Origin of the sequence: Chitinophaga polysaccharea (genome assembly GCF_902150045.1) — a bacterium.
GTDB lineage: Bacteria > Bacteroidota > Bacteroidia > Chitinophagales > Chitinophagaceae > Chitinophaga > Chitinophaga polysaccharea_A.
Genome location: NZ_CABFVU010000001.1, coordinates 2020602 through 2038718 on the forward strand (window position 1 = coordinate 2020602; position 18117 = coordinate 2038718).

General features: G+C 44.2%; 11 protein-coding genes. 2 read left to right on the forward strand and 9 right to left on the reverse strand.

Annotated features, from left to right (window positions below; translation table 11 throughout):
• From FN124_RS08175 to FN124_RS08195, 5 genes are all read right to left on the reverse strand, one after another.
• On the reverse strand, positions 1–3060 hold the full coding sequence (locus tag FN124_RS08175) for a SusC/RagA family TonB-linked outer membrane protein (protein WP_142684237.1): 3060 nt from the start codon (positions 3058–3060) through the stop codon (positions 1–3).
• Positions 3061–3744: 684 nt separating this feature from the next.
• Positions 3745–5157 carry a RagB/SusD family nutrient uptake outer membrane protein gene (locus tag FN124_RS08180; protein ID WP_142684238.1) on the reverse strand — a complete coding sequence of 471 codons (1413 nt, stop codon included), beginning with the start codon at positions 5155–5157 and terminating at the stop codon, positions 3745–3747.
• A 29-nt stretch (positions 5158–5186) separates the two neighbouring features.
• The gene (locus FN124_RS08185; RefSeq protein ID WP_185937131.1) at positions 5187–8279 is read right to left on the reverse strand and encodes a SusC/RagA family TonB-linked outer membrane protein; all 3093 of its coding nucleotides are present in this window, start codon (positions 8277–8279) and stop codon (positions 5187–5189) included.
• A gap of 485 nt (positions 8280–8764) precedes the next feature.
• On the reverse strand, positions 8765–9454 hold the full coding sequence (locus FN124_RS08190; protein ID WP_142684240.1) for a hypothetical protein: 690 nt from the start codon (positions 9452–9454) through the stop codon (positions 8765–8767).
• A gap of 252 nt (positions 9455–9706) precedes the next feature.
• On the reverse strand, positions 9707–12073 hold the full coding sequence (locus tag FN124_RS08195) for an efflux RND transporter permease subunit (RefSeq protein ID WP_260607363.1): 2367 nt from the start codon (positions 12071–12073) through the stop codon (positions 9707–9709).
• Positions 12074–12306: 233 nt separating this feature from the next.
• Between FN124_RS08195 and recO the strand changes: the two genes are divergently transcribed.
• The gene (gene recO / locus FN124_RS08200; RefSeq protein ID WP_142684242.1) at positions 12307–13044 is read left to right on the forward strand and encodes a DNA repair protein RecO; all 738 of its coding nucleotides are present in this window, start codon (positions 12307–12309) and stop codon (positions 13042–13044) included.
• Here recO and FN124_RS08205 read toward each other — a convergent pair.
• From FN124_RS08205 to rsfS, 4 genes are all read right to left on the reverse strand, one after another.
• Positions 13016–13840 (reverse strand): UDP-2,3-diacylglucosamine diphosphatase, encoded by an 825-nt coding sequence (locus FN124_RS08205; RefSeq protein ID WP_185937132.1) that lies wholly within the window; start codon positions 13838–13840, stop codon positions 13016–13018. The genes recO and FN124_RS08205 overlap by 29 nt on opposite strands.
• 108 nt (positions 13841–13948) lie before the next feature.
• Positions 13949–14584, reverse strand: a complete 636-nt coding sequence (locus tag FN124_RS08210; RefSeq protein ID WP_142684243.1) for a LutC/YkgG family protein — start codon at positions 14582–14584, stop codon at positions 13949–13951.
• An 8-nt stretch (positions 14585–14592) separates the two neighbouring features.
• The gene (gene ftsH / locus FN124_RS08215; protein ID WP_142684244.1) at positions 14593–16620 is read right to left on the reverse strand and encodes an ATP-dependent zinc metalloprotease FtsH; all 2028 of its coding nucleotides are present in this window, start codon (positions 16618–16620) and stop codon (positions 14593–14595) included.
• Between the two features lie 76 nt (positions 16621–16696).
• Positions 16697–17101, reverse strand: a complete 405-nt coding sequence (rsfS, locus tag FN124_RS08220; protein WP_142684245.1) for a ribosome silencing factor — start codon at positions 17099–17101, stop codon at positions 16697–16699.
• 158 nt (positions 17102–17259) lie between these two features.
• On the opposite strand from rsfS, the gene FN124_RS08225 reads away from it, so the two are divergent.
• Positions 17260–18003 carry a biotin--[acetyl-CoA-carboxylase] ligase gene (locus FN124_RS08225; protein WP_142684246.1) on the forward strand — a complete coding sequence of 248 codons (744 nt, stop codon included), beginning with the start codon at positions 17260–17262 and terminating at the stop codon, positions 18001–18003.
• Positions 18004–18117 lie beyond the last annotated feature (114 nt).

Consider the following 18117-nt stretch of genomic DNA (forward strand, 5'->3'; position numbering starts at 1 on the left):
TTAGAAAGTTAATTTCACAGTTGCATTATAAGATCTGGTAGAAGGTGATACAAAGTTCACCATACCGCCTGCAGAGTTACTGCCGGAACCATATAAACTCAACTCAGGATCAGATCCGGTAAAGTTTGGTGCATATAACCAGAGATTTCTACCTGCAACAGAAATAGTTGCTCCTTTAATAAAGGTTTTTCCTAACAATTTTGAAGGTAAGGAATAAGCTACTGTTACGTTTCTCAGTTTTACAAACGTTCCATCCTGCACTACGTTTTCAAACATCGTTCTCCAATAGTTTCTGTAGTAAATCTGATCTGTTTTAATTGCTACGGTATTGCGTTTACCATCAGCAGTTACTCCATCAAGGATAGTAGTTCCTTCCCTGTTATTTGTTCTCACACTTTGTCCTGAACCGGTTAAATAGTATTCATCAAAGTTGAGGATGTCTCCGCCAAAACGGCCATCAAATGTGAATGACAGATCGATGCCTTTATAAGATAATGTATTGGTAACACCACCAATCCATCTTGGCTGAATATTTCCGATGATAGCATCTCCTGTCTGATCCTGAACCGGATATCCATTGGCATTTATCAGTTTTTCTCCTGTAGTGTATCTTGCCTGACGGGAACCAACAATGGAACCATATGGCTGACCCGCGATGAGGAAGATACCAGGAGAAGTAAAGCCTCCAATCTGGATACGATCAACGCCTTCAGACAGTTCGTTGATCATACTTTTATTCTTAGAGTAGTTCACCGCAATATTCCAGTTGAAATTCCGCGTTTGTACCGGGCTGCCGGTTAAGGTAACTTCTACCCCTTTATTGGTGATTTTACCTGCATTGATAATCGCTGAATTAAATCCGGAAGCAGCAGACACTTCAGAAGTATAGATCAGATCACGGCTGATTTTATTATAATAGCTTACTTCCAAGCCTATACGGTTACCAAACCACTTAGATTCCAAACCAACTTCAAGCTCTCTGATACTTTCAGGCTTCAAACCCGGATTACCCAGTACATTGTTTTGGGAAAAGGCGTTTACTCCATTAAATGGTATAATAATGGTACCATCCAAAGCATCTGTGATAGATGTTTTCAGGAATGGTGTTTTTACCCTGTAGGGAGGAGCATCATTACCAATACCGGTATAACCCACTCTTAACTTACCAAAGGATAATACCTTACTGTCTTTCAGTCCTTGCAGCTCAGAGAAGATGAATGCTGCAGTTGCAGATGGGTAGAAGTAGGAGTTATTTCCGGATGGCAGGGAAGAAGACCAGTCATTTCTTCCGGTTAATGTTAGAGACAACATTCTGTTATACTCTAAAATGGCCTGCGCATATGCACTAACCCTTCTCCTGTTATAATAGGTCATTTTGGATGAAACTGATTCCGCATTGGAAATATCGTAGAAGTTGTCAACAGACAAGCCGATACCTTTCGTAAATTCATCAGTATAATATTCAGAAATGATATTATTACCTAACATAAAGGTTAAATCAAACTTATCAAAACTTTTGCGCGCTGTAGCATAAAAGTCGTGGTTTATTTGCTGACTGTTAATGGTTTCGTTATACATACGTCCATTAGGGAAGTTACCTATTGATCCGATAGCTTCCTGGTACAAACGTTTTTCTGTATAAACGTCCGCACCCAATCTTTCTGTCAGTGTTAACCAATTTAACGGAGAATATTCCACGCTTACGTTAGGAATAAAGCGGCGTACATCCAGTTCCAAACCTATGTTATCAGCAGCCCAGAAGGGATTGTTGGTGCTCGCAGGAGCATACAGATTCTGTTTCTGGGATAAAGGATCTTTATAAGGCAGCGGATTAAAGCTGATAGGTTCAAAATAGAGACTGGACAAATAACCGGAGAAGGAGTTACCTTCTGTTAACCTGTGGTTACGGGAATCAATGTAATTCAGGCCCGCAGTTACTTTTAACTTATCTGTCAGATTGGTGGAGAAATTGGCATAAAAGGAATTCCTGTAATAATCTGCATTAGGGGCCACCCCCTCCTGTCTTAATGAAGAATAAGAAAACAGATAGCTGGATTTATCTGTGGTTCCGTTTAGGCTTAAACTATTATCGAGGGTTGTTCCGGTTTTGAAGAACATATCACGCGGATCATATTTCGTAGCTGGTTTACCATCAATTTTAAGTGTATCCATTTTTGCTCCCCAGGAAGAAGTAGTTGATCCTGTAAACAAACCATTATTTCCCTGTGACCATTGATTCTGGAACTCAGGCAGAATTGCCTTGTCAAAGGTAGTACTGGAATTTACGCTCAGGTTAAAGCTTCTTCCTTTAGTACCTTTTTTGGTAGTGATGATCACTGCCCCGCCGGAAGCTCTTGAACCATATAAAGCAGTAGCAGAAGCTCCGCGGAGAATATTTACTGATTCAATGATATTTGGATCAATATCAATGCCCCTGTTAGCAGTTGTACCACCTGCACGTACCGGATCGTCATCACCTGCACCGATCTGGTCGTTACTGATAGGGTTACCGTCCACAACGAATAATGGTTGGTTATTACCTGTTAAAGATGAATTACCACGTATTATAATACGGGTACCACCGCCTGGCATACCAGAAGTGTTATTGATCTGTACGCCGGCTACTTTACCCTGTAAACCATTGAGGAAGTTTACTTCCTTGGTCTGCACGATATCATCACCTTTTACTTCCTGGTTTGCATATCCCAGGGTACGCTTTTCACGTTTGATACCCAGCGCTGTAACTACTACCTCGCTGAGGTCTTTATTGTCTGCACCAAGTGTTACATTGATTGTGTTCTCGGAACCTACTGACACTTCCTTGCTCGCATATCCGATAAATGAAAAAACAAGCACAGATCCTGCGGGAACTTCAAGTTTAAAAGATCCGTCATTGGTGGTTAAAGCGCCTTTACCTGTACCTTTAATTCCAACTGATACACCAGGGAGTCCGGAACCGTCTTTGGCATCCGTAACCTTGCCGCTGATTAATTTTGTTTGTGCATAGGCTTGCACAACACTGATGGCCATTAGCAACCATAAGAGTAGTCCTCTTTTCATAAGCAATTTAGATTTGAAAGATATTGTCAGTTAACTAATAAAAAAGGGAGTGCTGTAGTTATTTATCCCAAGGTTAATTCCGTAAATCCGTCTTCCTCATAGCCCATCGTTTTGTATTGTTATTTCTCAAAAGCAAATTCCAGTTTCTCCCCTCTGTTCGTTCCGAAACTATATCAGAAACTGTTTCCGGTATAGATTTGAAATGGCGGTTAAATCCACACAAGCACCAACTAATTCAGATTTTGTTCTTAGATTTTGTTTTTTACTGTGGTACGTATTTGTTAAATATTGTTTAAATTCTTCTGCAATATAGGAAATTTAAAAAATACTAGTGCAAAACACACATTTTTTTAAATCCGTACTCCTATGTATACTCCAAATAACGTCATTTTGAGATATTTATTTGAAATAATATTCATAAACAGTTAATTTTTAATATTTTATATTAAAAATTAAATCTTTCAGCAAAGCTAACAGTATTATATATTTAATATTCAAATGATGAAGCTGATAGTATATTTATTGTAGTAACGTTCACTGCCAGCCCCTGTTCATGCACCCTTGCATTTATATTTCCGAAATAAATCACTCGATAACCTTCTTCGGCTATTCTTCTTATCCAGTATAGTTAATAAAAAAGGTGTCTTCTGAAAAAGACACCTTTTTTATTAACTATACTGTGCATTAATTAGAATACCCCTGGTTTTGTACCATGTTAGGATTTGCATCCATTTCAGCCTGTGGAATCGGGAAAGCCACACGGAAATCATTTGCTTCTGTAACCCTCGTACTCAGTGCGTTGGCATCCTTAATATTACGCTGTCCGTTCTTACGGAACAGATCGGTCATACCAAAACCTTCACCCACCAGCTCCAATCTCCGCTGTTTAGCGATTTCGGCCTTGATATTAGCTACATCAGTAAACGGATCCAGGCCACGTTTCGCCCTTAGCATATTCACATCATCTGTTGCTTTCTGCAGGTTGCCCAGCTCAGCATATGCTTCTGCACGATTCAGCAACACTTCACTGATCCTCAGGATCTTCACATTCACAAGGCCTACCTGACCGGTAGCCTCATTACCTGAGAACTTCATCAGGTAGTTGCTGCCATCGAGGTTTTGCACCAGCTCATTACGCACATCCTTCGGATCCAGTAAATCCATAAACCCATCAGTCAATCTTATATCACCATATCCGCCTAATTTAGCCGGCACATACATATAACCAAAGTTATTGGCACCATTACCATCGGGAGTCAGGAAACGCAGTGAAAATATTTCCTCGGCACCGGCCGCATCCAGGTTAAAGGCTTTTGCCACCTCAGATGCTTCGTACAAAGGATACTTACCAACCAGTTTATCCGCTTCATCAATTACCAGCTGCCAATCGCCTTTGTACAGGTAAGCCCTGGTAAGCAACGCGGTAGCCGCATCTTTTGTAGCGTTAAAAATATTGGCTGATTTATTTTCAGATTTGCCGGCAGGAGCAGTTTGTTGGGCAACCTTCAGATCACTGATGATTGATGCATATGTTTCTGCCAGTGTGCTGCGGCCTGGTTTAAATGTACCAGGTGCATCCACTGCTTTCGTCACCAATGTAATCCCTGTATTGGCCTCATTTACCTTTGCCCCAACGTTGGTATAGGGCCTCGTGTATCTTCTGGCCAGATCAAAGTCTGCCAACGCACGCAGGAAATAAGCCTCCCCGCGGATAGTACTGGTTTTTTCTGTTTCCGGCAGTTTATCAATCAACACATTCGCCTGGTTTACCACCCGGTAGGCATTGAGAAAAGTATTGGTTTGCGGCGCTACTAACGGTGTATAGTTCAGCTGGAATTCTGTTATAAACCTGTTGGAGTTCTGGGAAGTGATCTTCATATCATTACCACCCAGGTCTGTTACTATCATGAAGTCGCGGCCATAATATTCCAGCGCCTGCATACGCTCGTACATCCCGTTTGCCAGGATACGGGCGTTCCCTTCAGTTACCGCATCGCCTTCATTTAGTGAGGACTGTGGATTCTGATCCAGCTTGGAACAAGCTGAAAACAAACCAGCTGCAGCCAATGCCAATATGGAGAGTTTTGTATATTTCATAATTAACTTAAATTTTTGATGTTACTTCATTACAGTCCCACACTAATACCAAATGTGATCACCCTTGAAGTAGGATAACGGTAAAAATCAGTTCCTGCATTAGTAGTAGCCGGAGACGCAGTACTGGTCGGAGAAATCGGGTTGGTACTCATATCCGGATCCCATCCTTTATACCCTGTCAGCGTAAATAAGTTTTCGGCCTGCGCATACACTCTTAATCCCTGCATTTTCAGTCTGCTCAAAGTGCTTTTCGGAAGATTGTAACCTAACGACAGGTTTCTTAGTCTTACGTAAGAAATATCCTCCAGGTAGCGGGTAGAGGAGGCATTGGAATTGGTACCGTTACCCCAGATAACTTTAGGCCTGTCGGCAATATCGCCTGGTTTTTCCCAGTGGCTGCCGGCATCTTTTGCCTGGTTTCCGGTTGTGTTGTTACCATCGCTTTCCAGGAAGGAACGGTTATAGTTATATGCTTTGTTGCCAGCACTGAAAGTGATGAATACAGACAAGTCGAAATCTTTATAGGAGAATTTGTTGGTGAAACCGCCGGTGATCTTAGGCAGTGCCTGGCCAACATATTTTCTAACTGCTGAATTGTAGTCAGATGTTGGTTTTCCATCAGCACCTTCCCAGGTAGCTGCACCAGTTGCCGGATCCACACCTGTCCAAACCGGCATATACCAGGACCCGAACGGCATGCCCACTTCAATCCGCTGGCGGGAACCAGCCGGGATAAACTGCTGGCCACCCAGCGACAGGATCCTGTTTTTCAGTGTTGCGAAGTTCAGGTCGGAAGTCCACTGGAAGTTTTTAGTAGCCACCGGTATACCACCCAGTGTTACTTCAAATCCCTGGTTCAGCATTTTACCTACGTTCATCGTCATTACGTCAAAGCCGCTGGTCATAGACAATGGCAGCTGCATTAACAATGCGGAAGAGCGCTTGTCGTAGTACCCTACGCTACCGTATAAACGTTTTTTCAGCACGCTGATATCCAAACCTACATCATACAGGTTTTGTTTTTCCCAGCTCAATGCCATGTTACCCGGTTGTTTCAGGTAGGCAACAGAACCTCCGTCATATGCACCTACAAGGCTGTACAACGGCTGGTACGGATAATCTCCCAAACCTTCCGCATTACCCATGATACCGTAACTGGTGCGCAGTTTCAGATCGCTGAGCCAGGAAATATTCTTTGTAAATTCTTCTTCCGTAATGCGCCATGCAGCACCTACAGAGTAAAAGTTTCCATAGCGGTTGTCTTTAGGGAAACGGGAAGATCCATCTCTCCTGAAACTACCACTCAGGAAATATTTTGATTTGTAATCATAATCCGCTTTCGCCAATAAGCCCTGGAAGGCGTAAGAAGTTTCATCACCTGCCATGTCGAAGTACTGGGAACCTGCATCCGGCACCTGCGCCTGGCCATTCGGGAAGCCATTCTTTGCGCTATAATTCCATACACGGTTCTGGAAAGAATATTCATTTCCTGCCAGTAAGCGGATACTGTGATCTTTACCTATGTTAAAATTATAGGTCAGTAACTGCTGGGTAGTGTACAGCGCCATGTTGGTATTTACGTTATACAGGTACCCACCGTAGTTACGGCCGTCGTAGGAGTTAGGCGAAGTCCATTGTTTCTCACGGATGTTGGTCAGCTCGGCATTTCCCTTCACTACAAAACGTAACCCGTCGATAATGTTGTAGCCCAATGCAGCATTGAAAACTGTTTGGGTGTTATTACTTCTGTTATAGTTACTGTTTACAGTACTCAGGAAGTTACCACCACGTAATACCGGGCGGTAGGAGGAAGGAATATCAGCAAAACCAGTCCAGGAAGTAGTACCTGGCTGCCCGGTAGTATATCCGTTATAAGGATTTCCATTCTCATCACGGGAAGGTATAAACGGAGAATTGGCTAAAGCTCCCATCAATGGGGATGAGTAGCTATTACCTGCACTGGCGCTTCTCTGGTCTGTGTAACTACCATTCACCTTTACGCTCAGGTCAAATTTCTCGTTGAATTTATGATCCACATTCAAGCGTCCGCTATAACGGCTGAAGTCCGAACCGATCAGGATACCTTGTTGTTTGAAATAGTCACCGGAAGCATAGAACTGTGTTTTTTCGTTTCCGCCGCTGGCATTGATACCATAGGACTGGGTTTTACCGGTGCGGAATGCTTCGTCCATCCAGTTGGTGTTAATATTTGCCAGGCTGTTGGGGCGATTGGCAAGGATCTGTTCTGCTGTGAAAAGAGGCGTACCGTCTTTTTTGGTAGCATTCTTCATGGCTTCGCGCTGGTACGCAAGGAGCTCTGTAGCATTCATCATATCAATACCGTGCGCAAGGTTTTGAAAACCATATTTGGCATTGAAATTAATTCTGCTCTGGCCCTTTTTACCGGTTTTAGTAGTTATAACTACCACACCATTGGAACCACGGGAGCCATACAATGCTGTTGCAGACGCATCTTTCAGGATAGTCACGTTTTCAATGTCGGCAGGGTTCAGGTTGGCAATTACATCCTGGGAAGGTGTGTTCTGGGTGAAATCACCGGAAGAAATGATCACACCATCCACTACATATAACGGGCTGTTGCTGGCGGAAATGGAACCGATACCACGGATGCGTACTTCCGTTTTAGCGCCGGGCTGACCGGAGTTGGTAGATACCGCCACGCCAGGTGCGTTACCCTGCAGCATCTGGTTTACGTCGGGCAATGCCACATTGTTGATCTTTGCGCCGCTGATGCTGGAGGCTGCAATGGTGGAGTTGATCTTCTTCTCTACAGTGTAACCTGTTACTACTACTTCTTCCAGGCTTTTGGAATCAGTTTTCAGCTTTACATTTAAAGTGGCTGCATTACCAACAGGTACTTCTTTTGCTTCAAATCCAATAAAAGATACGATCAGTGTAGCATTGGCATCTACCTGGATAGTGTAAGCCCCTTCCGGATTTGTTACGGTTCCTTTGGTGGTGCCTTTGATCTGGATGTTGGCACCGGGAATTGCTGAGCCATCTGTGGCATCAGTGACTCTCCCTGTTACTGTGCGACTTTGCGCATAGACCTGTCCGCCCAGAAATAGCACGGACAAGAGGAGAAATAGTACTTTCCTCATAAGCATGATTTTGTTTCCTAACCTTAAAAAATAATAAACATCATTATCAAGGCCCTAAGCCTTAATTCAATTGGTTCCCGTTAAATAAGCAGTTGGTGAAATTGTAATTGGATACTTAAAGCTGGAGCGGGTAAACGGTACAGTGATATTTGACCATATATTATATTAAATAATTAACCCTTTCTTTTGCGATTTATTCAATAAATCACAAATAGAAGTAGTCAACTTCTTCCTCATAAGCAGTTTCCTTAAGCAATTTTCAACCGGGATCAAATGTAATAATTCTTAACAAAAAGTTAAGCTTGGAAAGTTGCTGATAACGTTTGGATAACATCTTTTTAACGTCTCATTAACATATTGTTATATAAAATAACATGTATGGGCATAAAAATGAAACAAGCGGCAAGAATACCGCCTGTGCTCATCAACCAAAATCTAAATCGAGATTAAAGTTGCCCCGCATAAATGCGGGGCTAATATGTTTATCAGGAAAGGGTAAGCGGATATGTTTTCAACAACTCCAGCAATACCGTGAAAAGATCATCATTACGATGGTTAAACCTGTACTCACACTCTTTCAGATGCAAATACGCGGTGTTCCGGTTAAGCCCTTTGAACTTAGCTAGGCGGTGCTTGGTCAAGCCCCAGAAAGCATCTACATCATCCATCTGATGGGTGTCTGATGTTTGCCCCAACCGGTATAAACGGTACTGACCAAGATCAACCAGCCCGTTGAACCGGCGCAGGCGCTCGGTAGCAGACTGCGTTTCCAGTACGGAACGCCCGCGGGTAGCGGCGTGGATCATGGACCTGCTTACATCTGGGAGAATTTCGGTGTGTAACCGGTCTGAGGATCTGCAGATGCCGAAAATCACCGGCTTTACAATCCGGTCTACTTCCGGCTTTACCGCCACCAGCGTGTCGCTGTCGTGGTCGGAGGTAAGGTCGCTCTGCCGGGGTTCATACGTTAATACGGGAACCGGCACAGGATGCTGCGTTTCACAGTATCGCGCAATCTGGTGTCGTAGCTTCTTCAGGTAGCTGTTAATAGTTACCCTGCTTACACCGCTGATATTCGCTATCTGGGTCGCAGTGAGATCATCGGCAAACAGCCGCAGGATCTCCTTAAACTTGCGCTCGGATAAATGAGCGCCCTTTAAGTACTTATTTTTCATGAACTATGTGGTTAGAATGGCATACTAAACCTCATACTTTTTCATTATAATCCCCCCCCTTTTTTTACGAGCGGCTATAAGGGTATGTGAATGCTGCCCACTAGATCATTTCAGCGTTGTTTTTTGTCCATTTTAGCTAAATATTTAGCATTTACTGCGGTATCATGACACTAAAAAAACACCGGGACAAACAGGGCGCCCAAAACGCAAACTGCTCATCCCGGTGGCACGGTATAATTATCTGTTTAAATACTATTCCTTATCGCTGATCCCCAACTCCCGGATGTCGATATCCTCTTCCTCATCCAGCGTTTTCCACAACTCTTTCTTTTTTGCTTTCTTCAGTAACGCCTTTTCCATCCACAACAGCAGCGCCGGCAATATGGTCAGATTAGTGATCATAGCTACTACTAAGGTCAGGGATGTAAGCCAGCCCAGGGCCTTTGTACCACCAAACTCGGAAAAACTGAAGATCATAAACCCGGCAAACAGGATGGCAGATGTATAAATTATACTTAACCCTGTTTCATGGATCGTTTGCTTTACCGTGACACTGATATCAAAATCATGACGCGGCAATTCCTGCTTGAAGTTAACGAGAAAGCGGATGGTAACGTCAATGGCTATACCCAGCGCCACACTGAAAACCAGTACGGTAGACGGCTTTAAAGGAACGCCTACCCATCCCATCACCCCGGCAGTAACCACCAGCGGAATTACGTTCGGGATCAATGATATCATCAGCATCCTCCAGGAACGGAAAAGGTAAAGCATACAAATCAGGATCAATACAAAAGCCAGTATCACACTCTCCATCAGCCCATTAATAATAAAACGGGTACCCTCCTGGAAAATAACGCTGGTACCGGTAAAGGTGACCTTATAATGTGCGGTATCAAAAATGGCGGTTACTTTAGGCTGCAATGAATCCAATAGTACCGGCAGCTTCTGTGATCCTACATCCTTCATATTCACGCTCAGTCGCGCTACCTGCCTGGTACTGTCCATAAAGGAAGAAACCAGTTTCGAGAAAGTAGAAGCCGGCCCGGCCGTATTTCCACCTTTCATACGCAGGTAAGGCGCCAGGAAACTCAGATCAAACTGGTTAGGCACTGCATAGTTGGAGCTGTCGCCATTATAATACGCCTGCTTGGCAAACTTGATACCTTCCACCACCGATAACGGGCGGCCAAAATCTGGTTGGGAAGCAATCAGCTGCGTCAGTTCATCCAGCTTATTCAGCGTTTGCAAACTGATAACACCATTCTTTTTCTTTGTATCTACTGATATTTCCAATGGCATTACACCTTTGAAGTTCGTTTCCAGGAACTTCAGATCCGTGTACAGCTTATCGGTATGCGGAATATCATCCAGCATATATCCCACCGACTGTAACCGTCCCATTCCCACAATAGACACCAATACCAATGCTACACTCACTCCGTATACCCATGGCCGGTACTTAAATACCAGCGTATTCAGGAAATCAAGTATTGCTCCGAAAAACCGGTTGTCCAGGTAAGTGGTATGCTTACTTTTAGGTGCAGGTAAATAACTTAAAACAGATGGCAGGAAAATAAAAGAGATCAGGAAGATGAACATGATATTTAATCCTGCCACTACACCAAACTCCTTCAGGAGGGCGCTATTTGTAAAACAGAACACACCAAAACCAATGGCGGCCGTAAGATTGGTAAACAGGGTAACTATTCCCATGCGCTGTATCATATGTACCAGCGCCCGTGTTTTATTGCCATCCTTGGCATATTCTGTATGATACTTGCTCAGGAAATATACACAGTTCGGAATCCCAATCACTACTATAAGCGAGGGTATTAGCCCTGTAAGCAATGTAATTTTATATCCCATCAGCACAATGGTACCCACCGACCAGATCACACCGATAGCCACCACAATCATCGACATCAATACTGCGCCAAATGAACGGAAGAACAGGAACAGGATCAGCCCCGTTAACAGGAACGATATTTTCAGGAACAGCTTCAGCTCATCAGCCACTTTAACGGCCATGGCCGTACGAATAAGCGGTAACCCGCTCAGCCGCACTTCAGTATGCTGCTTTTCCTGGAAAGCATTTGCCAGCTTAGTGATTTCCTTCACCACTCCTGTACGCTTCGGGGAATTAAATACATCCTTATTCACGTAAATGGCCATGAGGTAAGCATGGGTATCAGGATTATATAACAGCCCCTTGTAGAAAAGAAGTGTGTTAAAAATACGGGATAAACTATCAATCACCACCTGGTTGGTAAGATCGCCCTGGAAAAGTAAATTAGCTTCCAGCTTCTGCGTGCTGTCATTCTTCACCAGGTTGATTGCCATTGGCACACTCATGATATTCTCCACTGCAAAAACATTCTTCATGTCCTTGTTCAACTGAACATAATCCCTGAAAAAATCTGCCTGGAAAAATTTATCTGTTTGCACGGCGAGCATAAGCACATTCCCATCTCCGCCAAATTTATTCTTGAACTCCTGGAATTCAAGAAACTTCTGGTTATCATGAGGTATACTGGACACATACTCATATGACATTTGTACCTTACTGGCAAAATAACCCATCAAGCCGGTGCCGGCAAGCAGTAGAACAAGAAGCAATAATCGATATTTTAGCACAAAGCCTGCTAAACGTTGCCACATAAGGATTCCCTTTTTAGTAATGGGCGTAAAGGTAATTAAAATAGCTATTAGCTGTTAGCCGGCAGCGATGAGCTGACTTCTTTTAGCTGCCAGGTGCTGGGTTTTAGCTTTTAGCTGTTTCAATAGCCCGGTTTGTGTTAACTTGCATGCCGGTTGCTTTCACAAACTGCTAACAGCAAAAGCCAGGAAAATTGCTTCACAAAACACGCGGCATCGTATTACGCACAGTAAAGTATGGCGACACCAGCCTTATCGTGAGTATATTCACTGAACTCTTCGGGGTACAGTCGTATATGGTTAATGGCGCCCGTTCTTCCAAACCCAAGGCAGCCAAAGGCAATCTGCTGCAACCCGGTAATATCCTTGACCTGGTAGTATATCACAATGATATCAAAAACCTGCAGCGGATCTCTGAATACAAACTGGGCTTTCTCTACCATTCCATACACCTGAATGTGGTGAAAAATACGGTAGCGCTTTATATGATAGAGCTGCTGCAAAAATGCCTGAAACAACCGGAGCAGCAAACAGATCTTTATTTCTTTACTGAAAATATGCTGCAGTTGCTGGATGTTTCCGGTTTGCAGGTAGTAGCCAACCTGCCATTGTATTTTACGCTTAAAATGGGAGAGCACCTGGGATTCAGGCTTAACGGAAGGTTCTCTGAATATACACCATACCTCGATCTGCAGGAAGGTACTTTCTCAGACCTGCCCCCGCATCACTCCAATCACCTGGATACCTATAGCAGCGAATTAACGGATCAGCTGTTTCAGTGCACAGCAGTGGAGCACCTGGCGGCGATCACTATGAATAAGGAAAGAAGAAGGAAGTTACTGTATGCGTATTTGGAATTTTTCCGGCTGCACCTGCCGGATTTTACGGAAATGCATTCCCCGCCTATTTTACATGAGATCCTGGATGCCTGATCTGCCGGCCAATCGCGGCGGCCTTCTCACCCTCTTCAGTAAAAAATTTCAAGTCTACTGTGTTGCCGTCAAAAACAGCATAGGAAAAATAATTGAGCCAGTCGCCAAGATTAATATACCTGCTGTTTCCCGGTAAGGAAATATCAAGTGGAAGATGCCTGTGCCCGTAGATGAAATAATCGAAATGCTCTTTTTGCAATATTTCCTTACTGTATATCGCCAGCCATTCATTTTCCTCTCCAAGGAAATGTTCCAGTTCCTGCCCGGTAGCAGAGCGGCTTTTGCGGCTGAAGTAATTGGCAAGGGCAATACCCCATGCCGGGTGAATAGCGGAAAATAACCAGCGGCAAAACGGGTTCCTGAATACTTTCTTCAGCATCTTATAACCATGGTCGCCAGGCCCCAAACCATCGCCATGACCAATATAAAACCGCTTGTTGCCAATGGTATAGGTTTGCGGCTCATAGTATACCGGTATATTCAGTTCATCTTCAAAATAACCATCCATCCACATATCATGGTTACCAATAAAAATGGAAATACCGATCCCCTTATCAGTTAATGCTGCCAGCTTACCTAAAATACGGGTGTAGCCTTTCGGGATAACATGCTTGTATTCGAACCAGAAATCAAAAATATCGCCTACCAGGAAAATATGCTGTGCATCATGTTCCACCTGCTCCAGCCACTGCAGGAGCAATTTTTCACGCTCCCTGCTGGCTGCAGGATTGGGAGCGCCAAGATGAAAATCAGAGGCAAAATATACTTTCTTATTGGCCGGTAATGCAATATCCATTCTTAAAATTATGAAGCTTTTAGCTTTTAACTGTTACCCTTTAGTGAAAGACGCGATACATCGCCCCTGCTACTAAAAGCTAACGGTTAAAAACTAAAAGCCAATTATTTATTCGTCTACTAAAAATACGTATACTTCCTTGGGACCATGAATCCCTACCACCAGCGTTTTCTCAATATCTGCGGTACGACTGGGCCCTGTTGCAAAGGATATTGCCGACGGGATGTCGTTACCATATTTATCTTTCAGCTTATTGAGCGCATCCTTCAGGTCAAAAACCAGCTGGTGCGTATAGGCTACCACGATATGCACGGGAGCATACACCGGCAATGCCCGGCCGCTGGGTTGTGCGGAGCTCAGCACCAATGTTCCGGTACGCGCCACCAGGTATTCGCAGTCTGTGATAGCTGCATCCGCTTCATGCATGGTGCCCTGGTTCAGTACAGGCAAATCCTGCTGGTGGATTGTTTTCAGCAGGGCAGGCGTCTGGCAAAATACATTGTGCCATTCTTTGTGTTCACAAAGCGCACGAAGACTTTCCATCAATTCGCCTTTTCCCGTACAGTAAACAAACTTTCCCTGCAACCTGGTAAATTCTTCAGCAAACTTTAATTCCAGGCTCTCATTCTCAGTTTTGAAAACAGACGAATTGCCCTCCGAATTAGGGAAGGGCAATTGTACTGACTGACTTAAAGCATTCCGTACTCTCTTCAGAATATTTTCCTTAGCAGGAGAAATCTTCATATCACTATTTACGCATTAGCTGGTGACGGAGAAGGATTGATGATATCTGACGGATGTACTCCCTCAGTAGGAGCGCCTTCCTTACCCAGCTGGTGTTCCTTGTGGGTATCGTAAGGGCGTTTACCGATCAATCTTTCCAGGTCGGCCTGGTATAAAACTTCTTTCTTCAGCAATTCTTCCGCCAGCGCCTTCACCTGGTCCATTTTGGAGGTGAGCAGCTCTTTGGTTCTGGTATAAGCGCTCGCAATCAGTTTTCTTACTTCATCGTCGATCATCTTGGATGTTTCTTCTGAGTAAGGTTTGGTAAATGACTGGTCGCTGTTTGGATCATAGAACGATACATTACCAACTTTATCGTTCATACCATATACGGTTACCATTGCATAGGCCATACGGGTAATTACCTGCAGGTCGTTTTGCGCACCGGTGGATATTTTGCCAAAAACCAGTTCCTCTACTGCACGGCCGCCGAGCGTCATACAGATATCATCGAGCAACTGTTCTGTATTATACAGGTATTGTTCCTTCGGAAGATATTGCGCATAACCCAACGCTGCCACACCACGTGGAACGATGGTTACTTTTACCAGCGGATTAGCGTGTTCCAGGTGCCAGCCGCAAATAGCGTGACCGGCCTCATGGTAAGCAATTACTTCTTTTTCTTCCGGGGAGATGATTTTGTTTTTCTTTTCCAGACCGCCTATTACACGGTCAATGGCATCGTTAAAGTCGTCCATTTCCACCTGTGATTTGCCTTTACGGGCAGCAATCAGGGCAGCCTCGTTACATACGTTGGCAATATCAGCGCCAGCGAAACCCGGTGTCATGGAAGCGAGTTTCTTCACATCCAGGTTAGGGGAGGTTTTGATAGGCTTTAAGTGCACTTCAAAAATAGTCTCCCTTCCGGCCAGGTCCGGCTTATCAATAGAGATCTGACGATCAAAACGGCCCGGGCGCAATAATGCGCTGTCCAGTACATCGGGGCGGTTGGTAGCAGCCAGGATAATGATACCGCTGTCTGTTCCGAAACCATCCATTTCTACCAGTAACTGGTTCAGGGTGTTTTCACGCTCGTCGTTGCTCATCATTACGTTCTTACCTCTTGCCCGGCCAATTGCATCAATCTCATCTATAAAAATGATACATGGCGCTTTTTCACGGGCCTGTTTAAACAGGTCGCGTACACGGCTGGCGCCTACTCCTACAAACAGTTCCACAAAGTCGGAACCGGACATGGAGAAGAAAGGTACCTGTGCCTCTCCGGCCATCGCTTTTGCGAGGAGGGTTTTACCGGTGCCCGGAGGGCCTACCAGCAATGCACCTTTGGGAATTTTACCACCCAGGGCAGTATATTTTTTAGGATTTTTCAGGAAATCCACGATTTCCATTACCTCTACTTTCGCTTCGTCCAAACCAGCCACATCATTGAAGGTGATATTCACGCGGGTGCCTTTGTCGAACAGCGTAGCTTTGGATTTCCCGATATTGAAGATGCCTCCCGGGCCGCCGCTGCCACCTGCAGGGCCACCCATCTTACGCATCAGCAGTATCCACAAACCAATGATCAGGATAATTGGTAACAGCAACTGGAAGATAGGTTCAAACCAGCTCTGACGCTCATCATATGAGATTTTTACCTGGTTTTCTACCGGAATACCTTCCTGGGCTTTATCTATATCCTTTTTAAAACTTTCTTCGCTACCAATAGAAAAACGGAAGTGAGGACCGGGGTTCTCGCCACCAAATTTGCTTTTGTTAACATCTTTAAACTTCGCCTCTTTGAGACGGTCATGTTTTATGTAGACCTCTACATACTTTTTATTTACAACAACCAGCTTATCAACATCTCCCGGTTTCAGATAATCGATCTGAAATTCCTGGAAACTGATTTCTTTGGTTGGGGATCTTAAATCAAAAAAGTTCATTGCGAGCAGGGCCACGCCAATAAAGGCGTACACCCAGTATATATTGAACTTCGGTCCTTTCTTAGGTGATTTCTCCGAACCCTTATTGAAGTTATTGCCTCCTTTTTCCATAATCTTACGCTCCTTTACGGATGTTTATTGCTATCAGAATAATATGAATAATTAAATTCTAAAACAAGCTGTTTGTTCAGTCTTCGGTGTGATCCATCCTGTCAGCATCACTCCACATTTCTTCCAGATTATAGAACTTCCTGTTTTCGGGTTGAAAGATGTGTACTACAACATTCACATAATCAACCAGAACCCAGTTTTGAGAACCAAATCCTTCGTGTTTGTACGGTTCTTCCGACGTATGTTTTTCCACCTCCTCTGATACATAATCAGCAATGGCTTTTACCTGGGTGCCTGAATTGGCTTCACATATTATAAAGAAATCGGCCACGGCTTCAGGAATCTGGCGTAGATCCAGGGACACGATATTTTCCCCCTTCTTATCCTGTATGGCCTTTATGATGGTGGTAAAAATTTCACTTTCTCTGGTCAGGCGTTGCTGCGCCTTCTTTCTCGTGCTCAGAACGGTTAAGGGTGCCAATAAATCTCGTTTTTGTTAAAAATAATCTTTAATTGTCAAAGTTACTAAACAAGCAGTAATATAAGATGTTTAATATCCGCCGCGGGGGGCCTGAAAATGTTAATTAAATAATAAAATGAATTACTTTTCGGGCCGGATACAGACTAAAAAAGATTCATGTGATAGGACACCCGTTTTATATATTAGACGAAATAGACAGCACCAATAACTATGCCATGGAGCAGGTAAATTCCGGCCAGGTGACATCAGGCACAGCCTGGTTTACCAGCAACCAAACGGCCGGAAAAGGTACCCGCGGAAAACAATGGCTCGCCCAACCCGGGGATATCAGCGCCCTCACAATTGCCCTCCAGCCGGCAATATTGCCTCTTTCAAGACAATTTATACTTAGCGTTGCGGTAGCCCTCGGCACCACCGATTTCTTTGCTTCGCACGCCGGCGACGAAACTATCATCAAGTGGCCAAATGATATTTATTGGCGTGACAGAAAGGCAGGCGGCATCCTGATTGAGAACGTATTACGCGGAAATATATGGCAATATGCCATTATAGGTATAGGGCTCAATATTAACCAGACGGCTTTCCCCCCCGAACTGCCCAACGCGGTTTCCCTCCGGCAAATTACCGGTAAAACCCGCCAGGCGGCAGACCTGGCCAGGGAATTATGCACCTTCCTGGATAAAAGGATCCGGCAGCTGCAACCCGCAAACTATGAAGCATTGCTTACCGAATACAATTCGCGGCTCTTCCGCTGGCAACAGCCAGGCCTTTATCGTAAAGACGGGGAAATATTTGAAGGCATCATCCGCAACGTATTGCCGGATGGACATCTTTGCCTGGAAAGGAACGGCGAAATATTGCAATTGGGTTTCGGAGAAGTGGAATTTATCATTACGCGGTAACCGCATTCCTGATGGCGGGCAGTAGCATTTAAAAGTAGTTAACAGGAATTATTACTCCTGTAACGGCCTGTTATAGGTGCTTTCTCCAATTGAACCGGAACCAGTTACAACATA

Bases quoted from the DNA above. Each gene is read 5' to 3' on its own strand.
- ftsH (WP_142684244.1), bottom strand. From the start codon at position 16,620: ATGGAAAAAGGAGGCAATAACTTCAATAAGGGTTCGGAGAAATCACCT.
- FN124_RS08180 (WP_142684238.1), bottom strand. From the start codon at position 5,157: ATGAAATATACAAAACTCTCCATATTGGCATTGGCTGCAGCTGGTTTG.
- FN124_RS08190 (WP_142684240.1), bottom strand. From the start codon at position 9,454: ATGAAAAATAAGTACTTAAAGGGCGCTCATTTATCCGAGCGCAAGTTT.
- FN124_RS08210 (WP_142684243.1), bottom strand. From the start codon at position 14,584: ATGAAGATTTCTCCTGCTAAGGAAAATATTCTGAAGAGAGTACGGAAT.
- FN124_RS08175 (WP_142684237.1), bottom strand. From the start codon at position 3,060: ATGAAAAGAGGACTACTCTTATGGTTGCTAATGGCCATCAGTGTTGTG.
- FN124_RS08185 (WP_185937131.1), bottom strand. From the start codon at position 8,279: ATGAGGAAAGTACTATTTCTCCTCTTGTCCGTGCTATTTCTGGGCGGA.
- FN124_RS08205 (WP_185937132.1), bottom strand. From the start codon at position 13,840: ATGGATATTGCATTACCGGCCAATAAGAAAGTATATTTTGCCTCTGAT.